General features: G+C 34.4%; 24 protein-coding genes. 19 read left to right on the top strand and 5 right to left on the bottom strand.

Annotation, left to right across the window (positions count from 1 at the left end; all coding sequences use genetic code 11):
* Positions 1-49 precede the first annotated feature (49 nt).
* From ACNDLV_RS00610 to trxA, 8 genes are all read left to right on the top strand, one after another.
* On the top strand, positions 50-1,009 hold the full coding sequence (locus ACNDLV_RS00610) for a DHH family phosphoesterase (RefSeq protein ID WP_006586364.1): 960 nt from the start codon (positions 50-52) through the stop codon (positions 1,007-1,009).
* A complete protein-coding gene (locus ACNDLV_RS00605) occupies positions 1,002-2,360 on the top strand; it encodes a DEAD/DEAH box helicase (RefSeq protein ID WP_006587715.1) in 1,359 nt (452 codons plus the stop codon). The genes ACNDLV_RS00610 and ACNDLV_RS00605 overlap by 8 nt, the downstream gene beginning before the upstream one ends.
* A gap of 226 nt (positions 2,361-2,586) precedes the next feature.
* Positions 2,587-5,223 carry an alanine--tRNA ligase gene (gene alaS / locus ACNDLV_RS00600; RefSeq protein ID WP_006586366.1) on the top strand — a complete coding sequence of 879 codons (2,637 nt, stop codon included), beginning with the start codon at positions 2,587-2,589 and terminating at the stop codon, positions 5,221-5,223.
* 55 nt (positions 5,224-5,278) lie between these two features.
* The gene (locus ACNDLV_RS00595) at positions 5,279-5,536 is read left to right on the top strand and encodes an IreB family regulatory phosphoprotein (RefSeq protein WP_006586367.1); all 258 of its coding nucleotides are present in this window, start codon (positions 5,279-5,281) and stop codon (positions 5,534-5,536) included.
* Positions 5,536-5,982 carry a Holliday junction resolvase RuvX gene (ruvX, locus tag ACNDLV_RS00590; protein WP_006586368.1) on the top strand — a complete coding sequence of 149 codons (447 nt, stop codon included), beginning with the start codon at positions 5,536-5,538 and terminating at the stop codon, positions 5,980-5,982. Before ACNDLV_RS00595 ends, ruvX begins: the two co-directional genes overlap by 1 nt.
* A complete protein-coding gene (locus ACNDLV_RS00585; RefSeq protein ID WP_006586369.1) occupies positions 5,966-6,280 on the top strand; it encodes a DUF1292 domain-containing protein in 315 nt (104 codons plus the stop codon). Before ruvX ends, ACNDLV_RS00585 begins: the two co-directional genes overlap by 17 nt.
* Positions 6,281-6,328: 48 nt before the next feature.
* Entirely contained in the window at positions 6,329-8,689 is a 2,361-nt protein-coding gene (locus ACNDLV_RS00580) for an endonuclease MutS2 (RefSeq protein ID WP_006586370.1), read from the top strand.
* A 91-nt stretch (positions 8,690-8,780) separates the two neighbouring features.
* Positions 8,781-9,092: a thioredoxin gene (gene trxA / locus ACNDLV_RS00575; protein WP_006585701.1), complete on the top strand. Its 312-nt coding sequence runs from the start codon at positions 8,781-8,783 to the stop codon at positions 9,090-9,092.
* Positions 9,093-9,139: 47 nt separating this feature from the next.
* Here the strand turns inward: trxA and ACNDLV_RS00570 are convergent, their stop codons facing one another.
* Positions 9,140-9,535 carry a YslB family protein gene (locus ACNDLV_RS00570; RefSeq protein WP_006586371.1) on the bottom strand — a complete coding sequence of 132 codons (396 nt, stop codon included), beginning with the start codon at positions 9,533-9,535 and terminating at the stop codon, positions 9,140-9,142.
* Positions 9,536-9,623: 88 nt separating this feature from the next.
* On the opposite strand from ACNDLV_RS00570, the gene murI reads away from it, so the two are divergent.
* Genes murI through thmT form a run of 3 tightly spaced genes read left to right on the top strand, consistent with a single transcriptional unit; the run spans position 9,624 to position 11,228 of the window.
* Positions 9,624-10,421 carry a glutamate racemase gene (gene murI / locus ACNDLV_RS00565; RefSeq protein ID WP_006587714.1) on the top strand — a complete coding sequence of 266 codons (798 nt, stop codon included), beginning with the start codon at positions 9,624-9,626 and terminating at the stop codon, positions 10,419-10,421.
* The gene (locus ACNDLV_RS00560) at positions 10,421-11,038 is read left to right on the top strand and encodes an XTP/dITP diphosphatase (protein WP_006586373.1); all 618 of its coding nucleotides are present in this window, start codon (positions 10,421-10,423) and stop codon (positions 11,036-11,038) included. Before murI ends, ACNDLV_RS00560 begins: the two co-directional genes overlap by 1 nt.
* 10 nt (positions 11,039-11,048) lie before the next feature.
* Positions 11,049-11,228 (top strand): 2-hydroxymuconate tautomerase, encoded by a 180-nt coding sequence (gene thmT, locus ACNDLV_RS00555; protein WP_006585703.1) that lies wholly within the window; start codon positions 11,049-11,051, stop codon positions 11,226-11,228.
* A 28-nt stretch (positions 11,229-11,256) separates the two neighbouring features.
* On the opposite strand, the gene ACNDLV_RS00550 is transcribed toward thmT, so the two are convergent.
* Positions 11,257-12,078, bottom strand: a complete 822-nt coding sequence (locus ACNDLV_RS00550; protein ID WP_006586374.1) for a mechanosensitive ion channel family protein — start codon at positions 12,076-12,078, stop codon at positions 11,257-11,259.
* Between the two features lie 115 nt (positions 12,079-12,193).
* Here ACNDLV_RS00550 and ACNDLV_RS00545 point away from each other — a divergent pair, with 115 nt between their 5' ends.
* Together ACNDLV_RS00545 and ACNDLV_RS00540 are read left to right on the top strand one after the other, a co-directional pair.
* Positions 12,194-12,619: a DUF948 domain-containing protein gene (locus ACNDLV_RS00545; protein WP_006587712.1), complete on the top strand. Its 426-nt coding sequence runs from the start codon at positions 12,194-12,196 to the stop codon at positions 12,617-12,619.
* A gap of 21 nt (positions 12,620-12,640) precedes the next feature.
* Positions 12,641-12,970: a hypothetical protein gene (locus ACNDLV_RS00540; RefSeq protein WP_006586376.1), complete on the top strand. Its 330-nt coding sequence runs from the start codon at positions 12,641-12,643 to the stop codon at positions 12,968-12,970.
* A 39-nt stretch (positions 12,971-13,009) separates the two neighbouring features.
* Here ACNDLV_RS00540 and ACNDLV_RS00535 read toward each other — a convergent pair whose 3' ends face one another.
* Positions 13,010-14,122, bottom strand: coding sequence for a M24 family metallopeptidase (locus ACNDLV_RS00535; RefSeq protein ID WP_006586377.1), 1,113 nt, complete (start codon positions 14,120-14,122; stop codon positions 13,010-13,012).
* Between the two features lie 148 nt (positions 14,123-14,270).
* Here ACNDLV_RS00535 and ACNDLV_RS00530 point away from each other — a divergent pair, with 148 nt between their 5' ends.
* Positions 14,271-15,266, top strand: coding sequence for a substrate-binding domain-containing protein (locus tag ACNDLV_RS00530; protein ID WP_006587710.1), 996 nt, complete (start codon positions 14,271-14,273; stop codon positions 15,264-15,266).
* Positions 15,267-15,310: 44 nt separating this feature from the next.
* On the opposite strand, the gene pepV is transcribed toward ACNDLV_RS00530, so the two are convergent.
* Both pepV and ACNDLV_RS00520 read right to left on the bottom strand, forming a co-directional pair.
* Entirely contained in the window at positions 15,311-16,717 is a 1,407-nt protein-coding gene (pepV, locus tag ACNDLV_RS00525) for a dipeptidase PepV (RefSeq protein WP_006587709.1), read from the bottom strand.
* A gap of 56 nt (positions 16,718-16,773) precedes the next feature.
* Positions 16,774-18,153 (bottom strand): glycerophosphodiester phosphodiesterase, encoded by a 1,380-nt coding sequence (locus ACNDLV_RS00520; RefSeq protein WP_006586380.1) that lies wholly within the window; start codon positions 18,151-18,153, stop codon positions 16,774-16,776.
* 79 nt (positions 18,154-18,232) lie between these two features.
* Between ACNDLV_RS00520 and ACNDLV_RS00515 the strand changes: the two genes are divergently transcribed.
* The 5 genes from ACNDLV_RS00515 to ACNDLV_RS00495 all read left to right on the top strand — a co-directional run.
* Positions 18,233-18,550: a hypothetical protein gene (locus ACNDLV_RS00515; RefSeq protein WP_006586381.1), complete on the top strand. Its 318-nt coding sequence runs from the start codon at positions 18,233-18,235 to the stop codon at positions 18,548-18,550.
* A 9-nt stretch (positions 18,551-18,559) separates the two neighbouring features.
* On the top strand, positions 18,560-19,948 hold the full coding sequence (locus ACNDLV_RS00510) for a bifunctional metallophosphatase/5'-nucleotidase (RefSeq protein ID WP_048588258.1): 1,389 nt from the start codon (positions 18,560-18,562) through the stop codon (positions 19,946-19,948).
* Complete coding sequence (locus ACNDLV_RS00505; protein WP_006586383.1) at positions 19,935-20,492, top strand: YutD family protein; 558 nt, start codon at positions 19,935-19,937, stop codon at positions 20,490-20,492. Before ACNDLV_RS00510 ends, ACNDLV_RS00505 begins: the two co-directional genes overlap by 14 nt.
* 6 nt (positions 20,493-20,498) lie before the next feature.
* Positions 20,499-21,263, top strand: a complete 765-nt coding sequence (locus tag ACNDLV_RS00500; protein WP_006586384.1) for a TIGR01457 family HAD-type hydrolase — start codon at positions 20,499-20,501, stop codon at positions 21,261-21,263.
* A partial coding sequence (locus ACNDLV_RS00495) for a TIGR01906 family membrane protein (RefSeq protein ID WP_498882848.1) occupies positions 21,260-21,784 on the top strand: 525 nt, incomplete at its 3' end. The genes ACNDLV_RS00500 and ACNDLV_RS00495, both read left to right, overlap by 4 nt.

The raw sequence follows: 21,784 nt of genomic DNA, 5'->3' as shown, positions 1-21,784 counted from the left end.
CTGATAGAATTTATATTGAGTTTATTTAAACATAAAGGAGCACATTATTATGTCTAATACTACTTTTGATGAAATCTATGCCAAAATTAAAGAATACGACACTATTATCTTGCATCGTCATATTAGTCCTGATCCTGATGCAATTGGTTCTCAAGCAGGTCTTGGCCGCTCAATTAAATTAGCCTTTCCAGAAAAGAGAGTTTTATATGCTGGTGTTGATTGGGGCGACTTAACTTGGATTAATAAAGGTGACGACATTAAGGATGAAGACTATAAGGGTGCCTTAGTTATTACAACTGATACTGCTGATCGACCACGTGTTTCAGATCAACGGTATGACATGGGAGATTTCTTAATTAAGATGGACCATCACCCTAATGTAGATCCTTATGGTGATTTATATTATGTAAATGATCAAGCTCCTGCAGCTAGTGAAATTATTGCCGATTTCTTAATTAGTCAAAAAATGCCAATTACAGCTGAAGTTGCTTTGCCAATTTATGCGGGAATTGTAGGAGATACTGGACGTTTCATGTATCCAGAAACAACTGCTCATACATTTGAAATTGCAGCAATGCTTGCAAAAACTGGTATTGATTTGACACAAATTGCTAGAAACATTAGTGACGTAACTTTCAAGCAAGCTAAGCTTCAAAGTAGTGTATTAGATTACATGACGGTTGATAAATCAGGTGCAGCTTATGCAGTGTTGACTCAAGCTGATTTGAAGAAGATGGGAGTTACAACTGAAGAAGCTTCTGTTACTGTTTCAACTCCTGGTAGAATTAAAGATATTTTGACTTGGAGTGTGATTGTTGAATTAGAAGATGGTACATACCGAGTACATTATCGTTCAAAGGGCCCAGTAATTAATGGGTTAGCTGCTAAACATAATGGTGGAGGTCATGCCCTAGCAAGTGGTGCTAAGGCTAAAGATGAAGCAGAAATTAAACAAATTTTTGCAGAATTAATTGATGTTACAAATAAATATAAGGAAGAACATGAATAATATTTTTTTAGATTCACGAATTAACGAAAATCTTCAAGCAGGTCTTGCAAAAATTAACTTCCAAAAACCAACTAAGGTGCAATCGGAAGTTATTCCAGTCTTTTTGACAGGTAAGAATATGCTAGTTCAAGCGGCAACTGGTTCTGGAAAAACTCATGCTTACTTAATTCCAGCCCTTAACGAAGTAATTACAAGTAGTCAAACTACTCAAGTAGTTGTTACCGCACCAAGCCGTGAATTAGCGCAGCAACTTTATACAGTTGCTCGTCAATTGAGAGATGCAAGTAGTTTAGATATTTCAATTTCTCTTTTGGCAGGTGGTAGTGATCGTGATCGGCAAATTTCTAAAGCGGAAAGTAAGGCACCACAAGTTATAGTTGCAACTCCTGGTAGATTACTTGATTTCGCCAAGAAAAGAATTATCAATTTAGAAAACACTAAGTGTTTTATTATTGATGAAGCAGATATGTCACTTGATTTAGGATTTTTAGGTGATATTGACCAAGTTGCAGCACGAATGCCTAAGACAGTTCAAATTGCGGCCTTTTCTGCGACAATTCCTGTTAAGTTAGATAACTTTTTGCGGAAGTATATGCAAAAGCCTGAACGAATCATTATTGAAAATCCAGCTGTTATTGCTCCAACAATAAAAAATGATTTACTTGATATTGGTTCAAAAGATCGAAAGAATATTTTATTTAAGTTGCTAACAATGGGGCAACCATATTTAGCCTTAGTTTTTGCAAATACTAAGCAAAAAGTAGATGAAGTTGCTAAATATTTACAGGATCAAGGATTGAGAGTTGCTAAAATTCATGGTGGTATTACTGAAAGAGAAAGAAAGAGAACTTTACGTTTAGTTCGCCAAGGTGATTTTCAATATGTTGTTGCTACTGATTTAGCAGCTAGAGGAATTGATATTGATGGTGTTAGTCTGGTAATTAACTACGAATTGCCTAAAGATTTAGAGTTTGTAATTCATAGAATTGGTCGAACAGGCCGTAATGGATTAAAGGGGCATGCGATTACCTTAATCCGTGAAGAAGAAATGAACTTGGTAGGGCAATTAGAACATGTTGGTGTTCAATTCGATTTTGTTGAATTGAAAAATGGTGAATTAGTAGAAAGAACGCACTATCATCGCCGTAATCAAAGAAGTGCAACTAATCATAAATTAGACAATCGTTTGATTGGCTATGTTAAGAAAGCAAAAGTTAAGAAAAAGCCTGGCTATAAAAAGAAAATTAAAAAGGCTATTGCTGAAGATGCTAAACAAAAGCGGAAGCTTGAAAAAAGGCATGAAGCAAGAGTTCAAAAACGTCGTCGCAAACGCAAACGCGTTGACAAATAATGACTAAGTAGTAAAATTATTTTCAGCTTAAGATATGTTTTTTACCAATCTTATTTACAGAGAGGGAAGTTTTGGTGGGAAATCCTAATAAGAAGTAAAAAATGCTCCTTTAAGTTCTTAAATTTCGATATTAAAGTGGTAACAAACACTGTTGCAATCAAGGTGGTACCGCGCGTTGGCGTCCTTGAATATGTGCAATAGTGTTTTTTTATACAAGGAGATAACGATGAAGAAGCTTACAAGTTCAGAGTTTCGGCAAATGTACCTAGATTTCTTTAAAGAACATGGTCACATGGTTTTGCCATCACAATCACTAATCCCTCAAGATGATCCAACTTTGCTTTGGATTAACTCAGGGGTTGCAACTATGAAGAAGTATTTCGATGGTTCTGTGGTCCCTAAGAATCGTCGAATTACTAGTTCACAAAAGTCAATCAGAACTAACGATATTGAAAATGTTGGTAAAACAGCTCGTCACCAAACTTTCTTTGAAATGCTTGGTAACTTCAGTGTTGGTGATTACTTTAGAGATGAAGCTATTCCTTGGGCTTGGGAATTTTTGACTAGTCCTAAGTGGCTTGGTTTAGATAAAGACAAACTTTTCTGTACTGTCTACCCTAAAGATGTTGACTCACAAAAGGTTTGGGAAAAAGCAGGGATGCCAAAGGACCATATCATTAAATTAGAAGATAACTTCTGGGATATTGGTGAAGGCCCATGTGGTCCTGATACTGAAATCTTTTATGACCGTGGTCAAGAAAACAATGACGTGGCTGAAGATGACCCTGAAAACTTCCCAGGTGGTGAAAATGCCCGTTACCTTGAAATTTGGAACATTGTGTTCTCACAATACAATCACTTACCAAATGGTGAATATGTTGATCAACCACATAAGAACATCGATACAGGGATGGGACTTGAACGGGTACTTTCAATCTTACAAGATGCTCCAACTAACTTTGAAACTGACTTATTCTTACCAATGATTCATGAAACTGAAAAGATGAGTGCTGGTAAGAAATATGGTGCAAATAAAGAAGATGATATTGCCTTTAAGATTATTGCGGACCACGTTCGGGCAGTTTCCTTTGCAATCGGTGATGGAGCTCTCCCATCAAATTCAGGCCGTGGCTATGTATTACGTCGTTTGATTAGACGTGCTGACTTGAATGGTAAGCGTTTGGGCATTAATGGGGCTTTCCTTTACAAGTTAGTTCCAGTTGTGGGTAAGATTATGGAAAGCCACTATCCAGAAGTCTTAAAGCAAGCTTCATTCATTCAAAAAGTAATTAAGAATGAAGAAGATCGTTTTGGTGCAACTCTTGAATCAGGCCTTTCTTTGCTTGACGACTTAATCGAAAAGGCTAGTGCAAGTGATGATAAGACCATTTCTGGTAAAGATGCCTTCAAATTATTTGACACTTATGGCTTCCCATATGAATTAACTTTTGAAGCAGCTCAAGATAAAGGCTTAAAGGTTGATAAGGCCGGCTTTGATAAAGAAATGGACGCTCAAAAAGAACGTGCTAGAAAAGCTCGTGGTGACCTTCAATCAATGGGACGTCAGGACGAAACTTTGATGAATATCAAAGATAAGTCAGAATTTGAATATGGCGTTTATGAAGAAAAACATGCTAAATTAATTGATATCGTTGTTGATGATAAGCTTGTTGATAAAGCTGATGGTGAAACTGCTACTTTAATCTTTGATAAGACTCCATTTTATGCAGAACGTGGTGGACAAGTGGCGGACCATGGTGATATTTACGACCAAAATGGTGATTTGGTTGCTAAAGTTACTGATGTTCAACATGCACCAAATGATCAAAACTTACACTTTGTTGATCTTGTTTTACCAATGGAAAAAGGTAAAGAGTATGTCTTAAAGATTGACGCTCACCGCCGTGAAGGTTTGCGTCACTCACATACTGCAACTCACTTAATTCATGCTGCACTTCGTGAAGTATTAGGAGAACATACTCACCAAGCTGGTTCTTTAGTTGATCCTGACTTCTTGCGTTTCGACTTTACAGCAATTGACCCAATGACTCCACGCGAAATTGAAACGGTTGAGCGCTTAGTTAATCAAAAAATTTGGGAAAATATTGATGTTAAGACAACTATTACTGATCCTGAAACTGGTAAGAAGATGGGGGCTTTAGCCTTATTCAATGGTAAATATGGCGACAAGGTTCGAGTTGTTCAAATCAATGACTTTTCAATTGAATTCTGTGGGGGGACACACTGTTCTAACACAGCTCAAATTGGCATTTTCAAGATTATTTCTGAACAAGCTATTGGTGCAGGTATGCGCAGAATTGAAGCTGTAACAAGTGAAAAAGCTTATGAATACTTAACTAACCGTGATGCTTTACTTGAAGAAATTAAGCAAGAAGTTAAGGCTACTAAGGTTGAAGATATTAAGACTAAGATTACTTCACTAGAAGAAGAATTACATGCTAGTCAAAAGAAAGCCGCAGAACTTGAATCTGAAATTAATGCAGCTAAAGCAAGCGATATTTTTGAAAATGTTCAAGAAGTCAATGGCTTGAAAGTTATTGCAGCTATGGCTGATGTAAATGGAATGAATGATTTACGTGAACTTGCTGATAACTGGAAAGCTTCTAACAAGAGTGATGTTTTGGTACTTGCTTGTGCCAATGATGGCAAAGCTAATATGGTTATTAGTTTAGCTGACGCAGCCTTAGATAAAGGACTTAAAGCTGGTAACTTAATTAAAGTTGCAGCACCTGTCTTTGGTGGTGGCGGTGGTGGCCGTCCCAACATGGCACAGGCTGGTGGTAAGAATCCTGCTGGACTTAAAGAAGCTATTACAGCTGTAATTAACGAGATTAACAAGTAAAATTAATTGTTTTAACCGCGTTTTTCAAGTAGAATTGCCATAGGAGGAATGAAAAATGAGTTCGCTAGATAAAACTATGCATTTTGATTTCAATCAAAATAAAGGCAAAAATGTTTATGATACTTTACAAGATGTTTATAATGCTCTTGAAGAAAAAGGTTATAATCCAACTAACCAGATCGTAGGATATTTACTTTCTGGCGACCCAGCATATATTCCTCGGCATAATGATGCACGTAACTTGATTTTGAAACATGAACGTGATGAAATTATCGAGGAATTAGTCAAGAGTTACTTAGGTAAGGACAAGTAATGCGCTTATTAGGCCTTGATGTTGGTTCAAAGACCGTTGGTGTAGCAATTAGTGATGAACTAGGGCTTACTGCACAAAAACTAGAAACAATCTCAATTGATGAAACTCGGCACAATTTTGGTATGAAAGCAATAAAGAAAATAGTGCGAGAATATGATGTAACTGGTTTTGTACTAGGTCTACCTAAAAATATGGATGGTTCTGATGGTGCAAGTGTGAATCGAAGTAAGAATTACGGTAAGAGATTAGAAGAAAAATTTTCTTTGCCAGTTGCTTATTCTGATGAGCGTTTGACGACAATTGAAGCAGATCGTGTTTTGATTGAAGAAGCTGAAATCCATGACCGTAAAAAAAGAAAAGAAGTCATTGATCAAATGGCTGCGGTTTTAATTTTACAGAATTATTTAGATTTAAAGAGAAGGAACACTGATGGCAGCAACAATTAATCCAGGTGATGATAAAGATCGCCAAATTACCTTAATTGATGATCAAGGTAATGAAGAATTATTTGAAGTTTTATTCACCTTTCATTCAGATGATTATGATAAAAGTTATGTGTTATTATACCCAGCTGCAATTGCTGAAGATGAAGATATTGAAGTTCAAGCTTTTAGTTATGATGCAAATGCAGATGGTGATGTAACAAGTAGCGATTTGCATGAAATTGAATCAGATGAAGAATGGGCCATGGTTCAAGGAGTCTTGAACACATTCTTAGATGATGATCGTTTAAGCGGTGAATAATTAAAGGGACTGGTTTAGGCCGGTCCTTTTTTATAGGTTAAAGGAAATATGAATCATAAGATTTTAAAAATATTAGAATATCCACGAATTACTGAAAAACTAGCTCAAGAAGCAATTACAGATACAGCTAAAAAACAAGCGCGTGATTTACAACCGAGTGACAATTCTGTTCAAGTTAGGATAATGCTTGCTCAAACACGTGCTGTAGCAAATTTACTACGGATTAGGGGACAATTACCTATTGTTAATTTTAAGCCCTTAGACGGTAGCTTAAAGCGCTTAAAGGTAAAGGCTAGTTTGAATGCAGAAGAATTAGCAAATATTTTACTTATTTTGACATTAGCCAAAGAAATTAATGACTTTATTGAAAAAAATGTAGATGCTGAACTTGATTTAAGGGCAATTGATAAGATTTTAGAAGATTTGGATGTCCCTACTGAATTGTTATCTGAACTAAAACATTCAATTGATTTTGATGGTAGTGTGCTAGATTCAGCATCTAACGAATTAGCCAAGTTAAGACATGATATTGCTGCTAACGAAGAAGAAATCAAAAATAAAATGGCTTCTTTAACTAAATCAGCAAGTAAATACTTATCAGAGGGCTTGGTTACCATTCGTGATGATCGGTATGTATTGCCGGTTAAGCAAGAATTTAAAGGAAAACTCGGTGGGGTTGTCCATGATCAAAGTGCCAGTGGGCAAACTTTATTCGTAGAACCAGAAGCAGTTTTGAATTTAAATAACCGACAACAAAGTTTGTTAGCTCAAGAGCGGAAAGAAATTCGCAAAATTTTAAAACATTTATCAGCTTTAGCTGGCGAAGATAGAGAACAATTGCGAAATATTGGCATTGCACTGACAGAACTTGATTTCTTACAAGCTAAAGCTAAATTAGCTAAAAAAATGAAAGCTTCTGAGCCAATGATTTCAGATAATCATGAAGTACTTTTAAGACAAGCGCGACATCCTTTGATTGATCCAGAAAAAGTAGTGCCAAATGATATTAGTTTAGGGATTGATTTTGACACGATGTTAATCACTGGTCCTAATACTGGTGGTAAAACAATAACATTAAAAACTCTGGGCTTAATTCAATTGATGGCCCAATCTGGTTTGTTTATTCCCACAAATGAAAATAGTCAAGTGGGCGTGTTTGGTGAGATTTATGCTGATATTGGTGATGAACAATCTATTGAGCAATCTTTGAGTACTTTTTCATCACACATGAATGACATTATTTATATCATGAAGCATGTAAATAAAAACACTTTGGTCTTAATTGATGAAATTGGGGCAGGTACGGATCCAGAAGAAGGAGCTAGTTTGGCAATTGCGATTTTGGATGAGTTGCGAGAACATGGTGCTAAAATCATGGTAACAACTCACTATCCTGAACTTAAACTTTATGGTTATAACCGTGATCGAACTACTAATGCTTCAATGGAATTTGATGTGAAGAATTTGACACCAACTTATCTTTTACAAGTTGGTATTCCAGGTTATTCAAATGCATTTGCCATTACCAGACGTTTAGGAATGAATGAGAAAGTCGTCAAAAAAGCTGAAAGCTTGACTAAAGATTCTGATTCTGAACTAAATAAAATGATTGCTCGTTTAAATGAACAAACAAAAGAAGTGACAGCTAAGCGTAAGTTTTTAGCTAAAAATTTGGAGAAATCTGAGGAGCTTCTCAAGAAGTTACAAGATGGCTTAGACATTTATAACCAACGCTTACAAAAACAATTAGAATTTGCAAATGAACGTGCTAATGAAGTGGTCGCTAAAAAACGCAAAAAGGCCGAGGCGATTATTGCGGAATTAGAAAAGCAAAAAGCAAGTGGTGCAGCAATTAAAGAAAACAAGTTGATCGATGCTAAGGGTAATTTCAATAAGTTAGCCAAAGAAGCTGATAATTTAGCCAATAATAAAGTTTTAAAAAGAGAAAAAAAGCGTCATAATGTTGCGGTTGGTGATCAGGTTAAGGTCTTATCATATGGTCAAGTAGGGACGATTACTAAAAAACTATCTGAACATGACTATGAAGTTCAAATGGGGATTGTTAAGCTTAAAGTGACAGATCGTGATATTGAAAAAGAAGCCAGTAAAGCTCCTAAGAAAAAGCAAACAATTGTCCGGACAACTCGAAAGCTTAATCGAGCAAACGCAAGCAGTCAGCTAGATTTACGAGGACAGCGCTATGAAGAAGCAATGGTTAATTTAGATCGGTATATGGATACGTCTTTATTAGCAGGCTTAGGTAGTGTCGTAATTGTTCACGGAATTGGTACGGGAGCAATTAGACAAGGAGTTTGGCAATATTTGAAGTCTAGCCGCCATGTCAAAAGTTTCAATTATGCACCAGCTAATGAAGGTGGAAATGGTGCAACTATAGTTGAGTTAAAATAATGAGCAAGTTACTTGCAAAAAGTAAGTATAAACCATAAACTTAAAGTACAAATTCAAAAACAAAATTATTTTTAGATTAGAGGTAGTTAAAATGGTTGAAGCTTTAACTGATCAAAACTTTGCTGAGGAAACTAAGGAAGGCGTAGTTTTAACTGACTTTTGGGCAACCTGGTGTGGACCTTGTCGAATGCAATCACCAATTATTGACCAATTGGCAGAAGAACGCCAAGATGTAAAATTTACCAAAATGGACGTTGATGAAAATCAATCAACAGCTAAGAATTTGGGAATTATGGCAATTCCTACGTTAATTATTAAAAAAGATGGTGAAGTTGTAGATCGGATTACTGGTTATACACCTAAAGAAAAATTAGATGAAATTTTAGATCAATATACTGACTAATAATTACATAAAAAGCTACTTCAAAACGAAGTAGCTTTTTTATGTAATTAATATTGAGCAATGATTTGAACTTTTTTTTCTTTGTCGTTAATGACAACGTTACTTTCACAATCACGTTGATTTTCACTAGCTAAGCAAGCACTAATAATGCCAGCTTCAAGTTCGAAATCTTTAGTATCACTATTTAAACGATCTTCCACAATTTGACCACTTAATTCAAAAGTGGCCCCGACTCTTTTTTCACTGATTAATTTTAAATCACCAAATTGTGCCATTTGGAAGAAATCGATTAGAGAGTCAGTATCGCTTAATGCATATTTATTAGCGATTTTTTTACCAGCCCAATAAAGAATTTCTTTGGTATCTTCCCCTAAAATAGTTGGTAATAAAAAATCACGATAGAGTTGATTAATAAAATATGAGTGTTCGTTATTTTCTTGCATAGCTTTCCATCCCTTTGTATTCTTTTCTATTTTACATTAAACTAGTGGAAGCGAAAAATATTTTTTACAAGTCTGAGGAGAAAAATTAATGGATAATCGACCAATTGGATTATTAGATTCCGGATTAGGTGGCTTAACCGTCCTCAAAAAGGTTATGAAGAAACTACCAAATGAAGCAACGGTTTTTATTGGTGATCAAGCACATATGCCATATGGTGATAAAACAACTGAGGAAGTAATAGAATTAACAAGAAAAAGTGTTGATTTTTTACTATCCAAAAATGTAAAAGTAATTATTTTTGCATGTAATACAGCAACTGCTGCTGCAATGGAAGTGATTCAAAAAGAAATTGCCCCCCAAATTATTGGAGTTATTCAATCAGGTAGTTTGGCTGCTGCTAAGATTACTAAAAACAATAAAGTGGCAGTAATTGGTACACATGTTACGATTGAATCGCATGCTTATAGCAAAGAAATTAAGTTCCGCAACCCTGATATTAAAGTTACAGAACTTGCAACACCTAAATTAGCACCACTTGTTGAGGCACAACGTGATTTCGCTTACAATGTTGATGTGGTAAGGGATAGTTTGGACTCCCTAAAAGGAAAAGATTTTGATACAATGGTTTTAGGTTGTACTCATTATCCAATTATTGAGAAAGAAATTTCTGAAATTGTTGGTAGTACAATTAAGCTAGTAGATCCTGCTGATCAGGTTGCTCAATACACTGAAAATATTTTAAAGCGGGATGGAATGCTAGCTGGAGAAAAAGGAAAGCATGAATACTATACGACCGGTGACTGTAAAAAGTTTACGGAAATTGCTCGTAAATGGTTAGATGATCCGCAGTTAGTAGCTAATCATGTAGAAACGGGAGAAAGGTAATGAATAAAGTTTTATTATTTGCAACTAATAACCAAAACAAGGTTAAAGAATTAAAAGCTGCTTTTCAAAAGGCAGGATTAGATATTGAAATTAAAACTAATGCGGACTTAGAAGCAGCTCCACATGTTAGTGAAAATGGCAGCACATTTGAAGAAAATGCCACTTTAAAGGCTCACACTTTAGCAGAATTTTCTAAATTGCCTACTTTAAGTGATGATTCAGGTTTAGTTGTTGATAAATTAAATGGTGCTCCTGGTGTTCATTCAGCAAGATATGGTGGAGAAGCACATAATGATGCAAGAAATAATGCTAAGTTGCTTGCATCTTTAGGTGGTATTCCTGAAGAAGAAAGATCTGCAAAGTTTTGCTCAACTTTTGTTTTATCAATGCCTGGACATTTTGATAAGGATTTAGTTGTAACTGGTGAATGTGAAGGTGTGGTTTTAGCAATTCCTCGTGGGCATGATGGTTTTGGCTATGATCCATTATTCTATGTTCCAGAAAAAGGCAAAACTTTTGCTGAAATGACTACGGATGAAAAGAACGAAGTATCTCATCGTGGTAAAGCACTTAAACAATTAGTAGAGAAGTTGCCAGCTTGGCTTGAACAATTTTAAGAGGTAGATTATGCCATTTGTACATATTGAATTAATTAAGGGCAGAAGTCCTGAACAATTAGAAAATTTAATGAAAGATGTTACTGATGCTGTTCACAAAAATACAGGCGCTCCTAAAGAACACATCCATGTAATTATCAATGAATTAGGTCCACATACTTATGGTCAAGGTGGACAATGGCGTGCATAAAAAAGGTCCTGGATTTTTCCAGGACCTTTTATGTTAAGTGAGCAAATTCTATACCAGCATCTTGAAAAGCTTGAATATAACTACTTAAATAATTGTTTTTTATTTCTGTTGAATCCCCCCCGATTACTTGTAAGTGAACTTGGATTGTAACATTTGGGCCTTCTTGTTTAGTTACACCATAATTTTTTGGTGGTGTAGATAAAAATTTTTCATTGCGCTTCAGTTGTTTATTAACTTGATTAATTAGCTCATTTACTTTGTTTAAATCATTTTTTGCTAATAAGTTTAATTCAATATCTCCGCCGGTTCCTCCGTGAGACAAATTAGTAACTAATAAAATATTACGATTGGGAATATAGGTAAGTGAGCCATCTACTTGCTTAATACATGTTGTTCTAATTCCTAAACGGACAACCGTACCTTTTTCGGTTCCGATTTTTACTAAATCGCCCACATTATATTGATCTTCACTTAAAATAAAGAAGCCATTTACAAGGTCACTAACAAAGCCCTGAGCCCCCATACCTAAGGCAAGGGAGAAAATACCAGCACTGGCAATTAAAGTACCGACAGGGACTCCTAGAATGCTTAAAACGCCAAATAAATAGAAAAATAAAGTAGTATATTGAAAAATGTTGGTTGATAAATTAGCAATTGTTTGGCTGCGCTTATTTAACTTGACTTTACCTTTCAAAAAATATTTAGTAATTACACGTTTACCGAAGTTGTTAATTAAAAGAAAGATGGCAGTAGTAATAGCTAATTGCCAAATTACATTTATAAAATTATTTAAGTAGCTAGACCAATCAATTGACCAATTTGAAAATATTTTTGAAGTTAGCGTGTACATGTATGTCCTCATTTCGTGCTATTATGTTATTAGCATACCAGATAATGATGTAAAATTGTCAGATAGACTAAATCATGCTAGACTTTTTTTAGATGAATTAATTGGAGGAAAAATAATGTTAATTTCTTATGGTGCATTAGCTGGCTTAATTGCAGCGGTTGCTTTTTTATTGTTTGTATTATTTACTATTCCTGTTCTTTTAAGAACTACTAAGACTTTGAAGAAAGTTGAACAAACAATGGACATCACCAATGATGCGTTGGGGAAGATGAGTAATGATATTGACGATATTATGAAGCAGACCAATGACTTGCTTGATAAAACTAATGATTTATTAGAAGACGTAAACTCCAAGATGAAAACTGTTGAACCTGTTGTACAAGCAGCAGCAGATTTGGGTGAAAGTGTATCTGACCTTAATTCATCATCTCGTAAGTTAGCGACACGTTTTTCTGAGGTAAATATCAAGAAAACAGGCTTAATGACTACTATTTTGACTAGTATTTTGGCTAGACGTAGAAGACGTCGCGGTTTAGATTAGAAAAGATTGGGGATTTTCTCGATGAAGAAATTAGGAGCATTTGTGTTTGGGACAGTTGTTGGTGCAGCAGCAGGATTAGCAGCAGCTGCATATCTTCTTCCAGATGAAACACTTGAAGACTTAAAGCAAAAGATTAATGATAATGATACTTTAAATGATTTAAAAAAGAAGTATGATAATTCAACTGAAATTGTGAAAAATCAACTCGCTGCTTTTCCTAAAAATGTTGAAGATGATTCTGAACTTAAAGATTTTGATGATATCGTAATTGATTCAACCAAGCATAATCTTGGCAGCAATGAAAATGACGATAATGAAACTTTAAGTGATTTAGAAAACGCTGAAAAGTAATAAAAAAGCTTTACCTATCTGGTAAAGTTTTTTTTATTGCTATTTTTTATCACGTAAAGGGATATATTTAAGAGCTTTGTCAGTTTTTGTAAATGGTTCAAAGCCATTTTTAGTTACAACGCCACAATCTTCGATTCGAACGCCACCAACACCAGGAATGTAAATCCCAGGCTCAATTGAGAAGCACATACCTTCTTCGATTACTAAATCATTTCCTTGCATAATTGAAGGGAATTCATGAACATTTTTACCAATTCCGTGTCCCAATCTGTGGATGAAATACTCACCATATCCTGCTTTAGTAATAATATCTCTAGCAACTGCATCCAATTCTGCGGCTGTAATTCCAGGTTTAGCTGCTTCAATGGCTGCTTGTTGAGCTTCGCGGTCGACTTCATAAATCTCTTTTTGCTTATCACTTGGTTCACCATAAGCAACAGTTCTTGAAGAATCAGAAGCGTAACCTTTATGCATTGTCCCTAAGTCAAATAAAACTAACTCATTTGGTTTTATTTGATTCATAGTTGGTCCTAAATGTGGATTTGATGCATTTTCACCAGCTTGAACAATAGTTTCGAAACTTTGGTGCATAACACCTTTTTGTAACTTTAATTGATAATCAATTTGACCAGCAATGTATCTTTCAGTTACGCCAGTGGCAATATTGTCGAATCCAATTTGAAATGCAAAATCAGCTTCAGCACCTGCAGCTTTCAATTTTTCAATTTCTTCAGGAGTTTTGTAAAGTCTTAAATGATCAATAAATTCAGATAAATTAGTATCAAAATCACTGTTATTAAAGGCTTGTCGCAAAAAATTATAACGCTCAACAGGTAAATTATTTTCTTCAATTGCCCAGTGCTTAAAAGAATTGGTTCTCTTTTTAACAAGGCTTTTGATAATTTGCCATGGATTTTCATGGTCTAAATAACCATATACATCCCCGTTCCATTCAGAATGTTTTGCTTCTTCTACATTTAAAGCTGGACAAAAAATGAAAGGTTCAGCATCTTTAAAAGCTAATAAAGCAAAGATTCTTTCTTCTGGTTCCATTTCGTAACCAGTAAAATAAGCGATAGTAATTGGGTTTGAAATATAAGCAGCATCTACATTATGTTCAGCTAGCCAATTTTGTAATTTATCTAAATTCATGACTTTTTCTCCTTTATAATTAAAAATCTTTTAAAACTATTATATAACAATGTAAAGAATTTGCCATGAATTGGGCAAGCGTTTGCACCACTATGGGATTTCATGGTATTGTTATATGATGAGTTAGTGAAAGATGAGGAGCGAAATTATGCATAAACAAGAAGTGACTATTTATGATGTTGCTCGCGAAGCTAAAGTTTCGATGGCTACAGTTTCGCGAGTAGTGAACGGTAATAATAACGTTCGCAAAGAAACCCGTGATCGGGTAATGGAAGTAATCAATCGCCTCCATTATCAACCCAATGCAGTAGCTCAAGGTTTGGCATCTAAAAGAACTACTACTGTTGGTCTTATTGTACCGGACTTGACTAATTTATACTTTGCAGAATTGTCAAAGGGTATTGATGATATTGCAACTTTATATAAGTATAATATTATCCTTTCAAGTACTGAAAATAAGCTATTGAGAGAAGAGCAAGTTATTCAAGGTTTGCTTAATAAGCAAGTCGATGGGGTAATTTATATGGGGGATCGTTTATCAGATGAAGCAGCTGCTGCTTTTGAAAGAACTAATACTCCAGTTGTTTTAGCAGGAACAATTGATTCAAGAGAGCAATTTGCTTCTGTTAATATTGATTACCAAAAATCTGATAAGGAATCTTTTAATTTATTACTTGAAAATGGTTGTGGTGAAATTGCCTTAATTTTAGCAGATGCTGAAGCAAGTATTAATAAAGAAAACAGAATCAGAGCTTACCAAGAATTTGTGGAAGAACATAACTTGACCAAGCATATTTATCAAGATATTTACTCTTACCAAGATGGTTATGATTTATATGGCAAGTTAGAAGAAGATGGAATTGAAGGTGCTGTGGTAACCAGAAACTTATCTGCAGTTGGAATTATGAATGCTGCATTAGATGATGGCAAAAAAATTCCTGATGATTTAGAATTAATTACTTCAAATGCGACTGTAATTTCTGAAGTTGTTCGTCCTAGTTTGACTAATATCAAGCAACCACTTTATGATATTGGTGCTGTGGCAATGAGAATGTTAACCAAGTTAATGGCTAATGAAGAATTAGAAGAAAAACATATGGTATTGCCTTACGAATTAGTAGAAAAGGGCAGCACTACTAAATAAATAGTATAAAAAAGTCTGGAAGATTAACCTTCCAGACTTTTTTATTATTCAGCATCTTTAGTTAATTCATAAATTGCTTCGGCATAAATTGCAATTGAGGCAATCAAGTCATCAACTTTCATATATTCATTGGCTTGATGCATAACCATTGGAGCATCTTCAGGTTGAGCACCGAAAGCAACCCCATGTTCAAATAGACGACCGTAAGTACCACCACCAATAACAACTTCATGTCCTTTAAGACCAGTTTGCTTTTCAAAAACGCTAAGCAAAGTCTTAACAAGTGGGTCATCGCCAGGTACATAGTGAGGTTCTTCAAAGCCATCGAATGAAGCTTCTAAGATATCACCATATTTTTCAGTTACTTGTTTAATCATCTTGTCGGGATCAGTTCCTTGTGGGTAACGAATGTTATCAAGAAGTTCAGCTTTTTCGCCTTTCTTGAAGTCAAACATACTTGGTGCACTTGATAAGTCACCCATTAGGTCGTCATGGTGGGCAACACCTAACTTTTCACCCTTGAAATCTTCATGCTCAACACTGCTTAAGAAGTGAATGTAATTCTTAGCAGTACCAGCTAAATCAAGAGTATCTAAGAATACAGCTAAGAAAGTGGCAGCATTTCTACCAACTTGTGGGGCAGAAGCGTGAGCGCCTTGTCCAACTAATTCTAAGTTAGCAGTATCGCCAGCAATTTCGAATTTACCTTCCAATTTGTTATCTGATAAAAACTTTTCATATTCAGACTTAATTTCTGAAAGGTTAGCAGCCTTAATACTTGCAAAAGCTTTTTGTGGAGTAACGTTGGCTGCAATTCCTGCTTTAAAGGTAAGAAGCTCAACGCTACCAGTACCGGGAACTTCTTTAAAGTTCATAACTAAGGTATAGATACCTTGTTCACCATTAATAATTGGAAATTCAGCATCTGGTGAAAAAACTTGATCAGGGGTTGGTTCATGTTTTAAGTAGTAATCAATACCAACCCAGTTAGTTTCTTCGTTAGTACCTAAAACAAAATCAATCTTTTTCTTTGGTTTAAAGCCAGCTTCTTTTAGAATTAACATTCCATAGTAAGCTGCTAAAGCAGGACCTTTGTCGTCAGCACTACCACGGCCAATAATTTTTCCATCTTTGATAATCATCTTAAATGGGTCAGTTACCCAGCCATCTCCAGCAGGAACTACGTCCATGTGTCCAATTACACCTAAGCGTTTTTTACCTTCACCAAAGTTTACTCGTCCAGCGTAGTTAGCAAAGTTTTGAACATCAAAGCCATCTCTTTCAGCAAAAGATAAAAACTTCTTCATTGCTTTAACTGGTCCAGGTCCAACAGGATATTCTTCACTAGCATTAGCTAAATCTTCTGAAGAATCAATTGCAATTAATTCACCTAAGTCTTTTAAAATATCATCTTTTTTAGCAAGGGCTAATTTTTTATAATCTAATTCCATCGAAAAAGCCTCCTTAATCATATTAAATTAATTTTATCATAAAAAAAGCGCTCCTTTTATGAAAGCGCCTTATGATTAAGAAAAGATTTTAAATTTGGATTAAATTGATGAGTATATGAATCATGTAAAACAGTAAATGAAAGTAATTCAATATTATTATATCTTGTGTTTGCATCAAGTAGTTGGTAGCGACTAAAAGCAAAACTATTAATCGGAAGATTAGTGAATAAAATTTCTCGCGCTTGAACCCAACCTAAGTTAGTCTTAATCCAAAGATTTTTACTAGTTCCTGAGAATCCATAAATTTTATAGCTTTTGTTAAAGCTTAGATGTTTATGCAAATATGATAAATGATCAGGTGTTAGATATACTTTTACTTTAGTATGAGATGGGCTTTTTACTTGAGCATTGAAATAAGGATTTAAATTGTCATAATTCAAATCAAAACTTATATAGTCAGCTTTAACAAACGAATTACCACCTAGTTGATAGTATAATTGGTTCCCTACTTGTACACTATTTACGACATGAATGCTTTCTAAAAAAGAAAGCTTGGTTTTGTTGGCAACAGGTTGATATGGATTCATAATAGTTTTTGCATTGGTAAATCCTAAATAAGTGGCATCTTTATTAATTTCTATTTGTTTTGAACCCTCTTTAGCAACTTTATATTTAAAGCCGGTTGCTGGGAAGTTAGTTACCACACCATCAATATTGTTATTGATTAACCAATTCCAAAGTTTAGGTGATTCATCCATTTCTGCCCAAACAAAAATCTTTTTTCCACTGCCATGCAGCCATTTTACTAGATTGGGATATTTTTTAATTAAATCACTTGAAACGTTAACAGCATTTACATATTGAAGAGTATCATAATTAATTCTCTTTAAAGATCCCACAATAAAAATACGTTCTACATTTGGAAGTAATTGGCTGAAATAGTATAAACTTTTAGCAGAAAAAGAGTGAATCATTACTCGATTTTCCATATGATATTTTTTGATACTAGTCGCAATGACTTTTTCTAGGTTGTTACTTTTATCAACTCCGTGATCAACTTTAGTTTCAAGAATAAATTTGGCATTTGGTTTATTTTTATAGTATTCGAATAATTGCTCTAAGCTGATTACGTGTTCACCATTAGAGTATTGAAGCTTACTTAAAGTTTCAAAGGTATTTTGTGATACAATGGCATTTGTACCAACCATTCTTTCTAAGTCGTCATCGTGAGAAACTACTGCTATATTATCTTTAGATATATGCAAGTCTAATTCCACATAATCGGCTCCGGAGTCAAAAGCAGAATTATCGCTTTGAATGGTTTCTTCTGGGTATTTAGTTGGATCTCCACGATGCCCAACAACTAAAAAGCCACAATTAATTATAAATATTAAACATAAGAAAAGGCCCCAACTTAGGCATTTTTTTAATTTCATCTGTCCACCTCTGTTGTTTTTACGATAGCATGGAAAGAGTTTTTTTTCTATTAAATTAGCGATTTTTAAGGAGTGCGTAATGAATCAAAATTACCAAACATTTGATATGATTGAAGAAATAACCCGTAATGACGGTTCAACTTACTACGAGATTACTAATGTTGAACAAAATGGAATCGCTGAGTTAGCTTGTGACCGGGGAATGATTAAAGAGGTTCGGTTATTACAACTTAATATTGCCAGAACTAATGCTTTGAAAACTTATGAAGCATATATTAATAAAACTTACAAATTTCCAACTTTGACCACCTTAACTAAGTGGGAAGAGTGGGATAAACCAAAAGGAAAAGTACTGGACGCTTATAATTTAATTTTAAAATCAAATCATATTGGATAAGAGGCAACCATGGAAAAAATCAGAATTTTGCATACAAATGATTTACATTCACACTTTGAAAAGTTCCCTAAAATTAAGCGCTTCTTAAATGCTGCACAACAAGATAATACTGTTGATCAAGTTTATACATTTGATGCAGGAGATTTTATGGATCGTTCCAATCCATTAAGTGATGCAACTAATGGCCATGCCAATATTGAGTTGATGAATCAGTTTAATTACGATGCTGTAACTATTGGAAATAATGAGGGAATTTCTAATCCACATGAAGTAGTTGAACATTTATTTGATTATGCACAATTTCCAACTGTTTTGGCTAATCTGCGCGAAGAAGATGAAAGTATGCCTAAATGGTGTACTAGTTATAAAATCTTTACTACCAAAAAGAAAACAAGAATTGCAGTCATTGGTTTAACGGCCCCTTATCCAATGACTTATGGTCCTAATCATTGGCATGTAAAAATGTTAGGAGAAGTGATACCAGACTTGTTGACTACTTTGAAGGGAAAATATGATATATTAGTCGGTTTAACCCACATTGGGGTCAATTTAGATAGTTGGATTGCTGACAAATTCCCTGAGTTTGATTTAATTGTTGGAGGGCATACTCATACTTTATTAGAAACTGGAAAATGGGTTAATAATACCTTGATTGTTCAAACTGGAAAATGGGGACGTTATGTTGGGGATGTTAACTTGATTGTTGATGATCACCATAAAATTACTTCAATGAAGGCTTGTGTACATGAAACTGCTCAAATGGCTGAACAAGCACAAGATTTGGCCGAGAGTAAAGCTTTGTTTGAAAAGGGCAAGCAATTATTAGAAAGAGAAAAAATAGCTGATTTGCCAGCTTTGTTTGCAGATGATAAAGAAGAAGCGGTAGCTGTTTCGCTTGATGCTATAGCAGACTTTGCTGGGACTGATTTGGCAATGCTTTCAACTGGATTGTTTTTGACACCGTTTAAACAGGGAATTATGACTCGCTTTGATTTACAAACTTGCTTGCCTCATCCAATGCATGTCGTACGTACAACTCTTAAAGGTAGTGACTTATGGCGACTAGTCATGGAAATTGAAAAAAATCGCCATTTCCTTAGGAAATTTCATTTGATAGGCATGAGTTTTCGAGGAAAAGTATTTGGTGAAGTTTATTACCGAAATATTCAGGTTGATATGAAAACTAGAATTGTTTATGTTAATGGGGAAGAAATTGATCCTGACAGATATTATCAAATTGCAACACTAGATCATTACATTTTAATTCCATTCTTTCCAACATTGGCTGTAGTCGGTGAAAATGAATTTTTATTTCCTAAAGTATTGAGTCAAGTTATTGGTGAATACTTGGCTAAAAAATATCCAATTAAGAAAGGTGAGGTTAGTGGAAGAAAATAAACATGAAAATACTCCTATCTTGCATCATCCATTAGCATCAGTAGCTCGGTTAGGTGATAAATTAATAATTAATGGACGGCAATATACAATTATTGCTAATGAGAAAGATGCAGTTGATTTAGAGCTTTTAAGGCAAAAATACGATCCTTATCTTGATCAGTATGATTTTTTAGTTGGTGATATTTCAAGTGAACATTTACGATTAAAAGGATTCTTTCAAGATTGGGTGAGAACGTCAATTGATAAAAAAGTTTCAACAATTGTAGATTATTTAACGGAATATTGTAATCCTGGAAGTGGTTATTTTATTCTACAGTTAGATGAAGATAATACGCATAATGAAGTAAGTCAAAGCTTTAAGCAGAAGAAGACTTATAATGTGCGTTTTAGAAGTAAAAATAATTACCACAAAAAGAAAAACAATTCGCATTATTTCCGAGAAAGAAAGGTCAAAAAGACTAAGTTTAATTCTAAGAAAGATTATGCACAAACTAAAAAAGGCAAACACCATGTCTTTGTAATCAAAAAACGTAAGGATAGATAATTACTAATGAAACAATACCAACTCTTTCTAATTGATTTAGATGGCACTATTTATCGAGGAAAAGACACGATTGAATCAGGGGTTAATTTTGTTAAAAGGCTGCAAGAGAAACGATTAGATTATATCTTTTTAACTAACAATACTACTCGTACCCCACAAATGGTTGTTGAAAAATTGGCAGGGCATGGAATTAATACAGATATTCAACATATCTATACACCTTGTATGGCTACTAGTTCATATATTTTGTCTGAAAGAAAGTCTGCCAAAGTTTATATAATTGGACAAATTGGCCTATGGAATGAATTGTTATCTCATCCCGAAATTAGTTTTGATGATCAAAATCCGGATTATGTTGTAGTTGGCATGGATACTGACTTAACATATCATAAAATTCGGACTGCGGTTCGCCATATTAGAAATGGAGCAAAATTTATTGGAACCAATAGTGATTTGAATTTGCCTAGTGGGGATGAATTGTTACCAGGTAATGGTTCAATTTGTAAAATGATTGAAGTAGCCAGCGGGCAAAAGCCATTATTTATTGGTAAACCTTCTAATATCATTGTGGAAAAGTTATTAGAAAAGACTTCATATCACAAACAAGATTGTTTAATTGTTGGTGATAATTATTTGACGGATATTCATGCTGGTTTTAATAGTGGAGTAGATAGCTTATTAACTTTAACAGGGGTCAATAAGCGTGAAGATATTATTGATAAGCGTCAACCAAGTTATATTGTGAATAATTTAGATGAATTTGAATTATGAAAAGAAAAAAATTAATTGGAAATAATGCCTACAATCCTATATTTCATTTCTTTATGGGAGTAGCAAGTGCAGTAACTGGTACGATTTTGTTAAGTTGGCCATTACTTGCTTTATTTGTAAAAGTACAGAAAACTTATGAAACAGTGAATTTAACAGTAGGACAAGTAATGCATAATTATAGTCAGTTATTGTGGTTCTTGCTTTGGCCATTTAAGCAGGAATTAAAAATGGATAATTTTGCAAGTTCTGCTAATGCAATTGAACATTTTACTGAATGTAAGCACCTATTTGAATTAGCTGTGATTGTATTTATTTTGGGATTAATAGTCTTGCGGTTTAAGTCTAACTTTGATTATTTATCTAAGACTTGGGCTTTAATCTTTATGCTCATTCCCGTAGTAGTTGTCCCATTTGCGGTGGCAAATTTTGATACTTTTTTTGTCACTTTCCATCATATGATTTTTCATAATAATAATTGGCTGTTTAATCCTTTGACCGATCCGATGAAACTGTCAAATTTT

The sequence above is a fragment of the Lactobacillus fornicalis genome (assembly GCF_055362665.1).
This window is presented reverse-complemented; position numbering and strand designations above follow the sequence as displayed.

Bases quoted from the DNA above. Each gene is read 5' to 3' on its own strand.
- ACNDLV_RS00610 (WP_006586364.1), top strand. From the start codon at position 50: ATGTCTAATACTACTTTTGATGAAATCTATGCCAAAATTAAAGAATAC.
- ACNDLV_RS00605 (WP_006587715.1), top strand. From the start codon at position 1,002: ATGAATAATATTTTTTTAGATTCACGAATTAACGAAAATCTTCAAGCA.
- alaS (WP_006586366.1), top strand. From the start codon at position 2,587: ATGAAGAAGCTTACAAGTTCAGAGTTTCGGCAAATGTACCTAGATTTC.
- ACNDLV_RS00595 (WP_006586367.1), top strand. From the start codon at position 5,279: ATGAGTTCGCTAGATAAAACTATGCATTTTGATTTCAATCAAAATAAA.
- ruvX (WP_006586368.1), top strand. From the start codon at position 5,536: ATGCGCTTATTAGGCCTTGATGTTGGTTCAAAGACCGTTGGTGTAGCA.
- ACNDLV_RS00585 (WP_006586369.1), top strand. From the start codon at position 5,966: ATGGCAGCAACAATTAATCCAGGTGATGATAAAGATCGCCAAATTACC.
- ACNDLV_RS00580 (WP_006586370.1), top strand. From the start codon at position 6,329: ATGAATCATAAGATTTTAAAAATATTAGAATATCCACGAATTACTGAA.
- trxA (WP_006585701.1), top strand. From the start codon at position 8,781: ATGGTTGAAGCTTTAACTGATCAAAACTTTGCTGAGGAAACTAAGGAA.
- ACNDLV_RS00570 (WP_006586371.1), bottom strand. From the start codon at position 9,535: ATGCAAGAAAATAACGAACACTCATATTTTATTAATCAACTCTATCGT.
- murI (WP_006587714.1), top strand. From the start codon at position 9,624: ATGGATAATCGACCAATTGGATTATTAGATTCCGGATTAGGTGGCTTA.
- ACNDLV_RS00560 (WP_006586373.1), top strand. From the start codon at position 10,421: ATGAATAAAGTTTTATTATTTGCAACTAATAACCAAAACAAGGTTAAA.
- thmT (WP_006585703.1), top strand. From the start codon at position 11,049: ATGCCATTTGTACATATTGAATTAATTAAGGGCAGAAGTCCTGAACAA.
- ACNDLV_RS00550 (WP_006586374.1), bottom strand. From the start codon at position 12,078: ATGTACACGCTAACTTCAAAAATATTTTCAAATTGGTCAATTGATTGG.
- ACNDLV_RS00545 (WP_006587712.1), top strand. From the start codon at position 12,194: ATGTTAATTTCTTATGGTGCATTAGCTGGCTTAATTGCAGCGGTTGCT.
- ACNDLV_RS00540 (WP_006586376.1), top strand. From the start codon at position 12,641: ATGAAGAAATTAGGAGCATTTGTGTTTGGGACAGTTGTTGGTGCAGCA.
- ACNDLV_RS00535 (WP_006586377.1), bottom strand. From the start codon at position 14,122: ATGAATTTAGATAAATTACAAAATTGGCTAGCTGAACATAATGTAGAT.
- ACNDLV_RS00530 (WP_006587710.1), top strand. From the start codon at position 14,271: ATGCATAAACAAGAAGTGACTATTTATGATGTTGCTCGCGAAGCTAAA.
- pepV (WP_006587709.1), bottom strand. From the start codon at position 16,717: ATGGAATTAGATTATAAAAAATTAGCCCTTGCTAAAAAAGATGATATT.
- ACNDLV_RS00520 (WP_006586380.1), bottom strand. From the start codon at position 18,153: ATGAAATTAAAAAAATGCCTAAGTTGGGGCCTTTTCTTATGTTTAATA.
- ACNDLV_RS00515 (WP_006586381.1), top strand. From the start codon at position 18,233: ATGAATCAAAATTACCAAACATTTGATATGATTGAAGAAATAACCCGT.
- ACNDLV_RS00510 (WP_048588258.1), top strand. From the start codon at position 18,560: ATGGAAAAAATCAGAATTTTGCATACAAATGATTTACATTCACACTTT.
- ACNDLV_RS00500 (WP_006586384.1), top strand. From the start codon at position 20,499: ATGAAACAATACCAACTCTTTCTAATTGATTTAGATGGCACTATTTAT.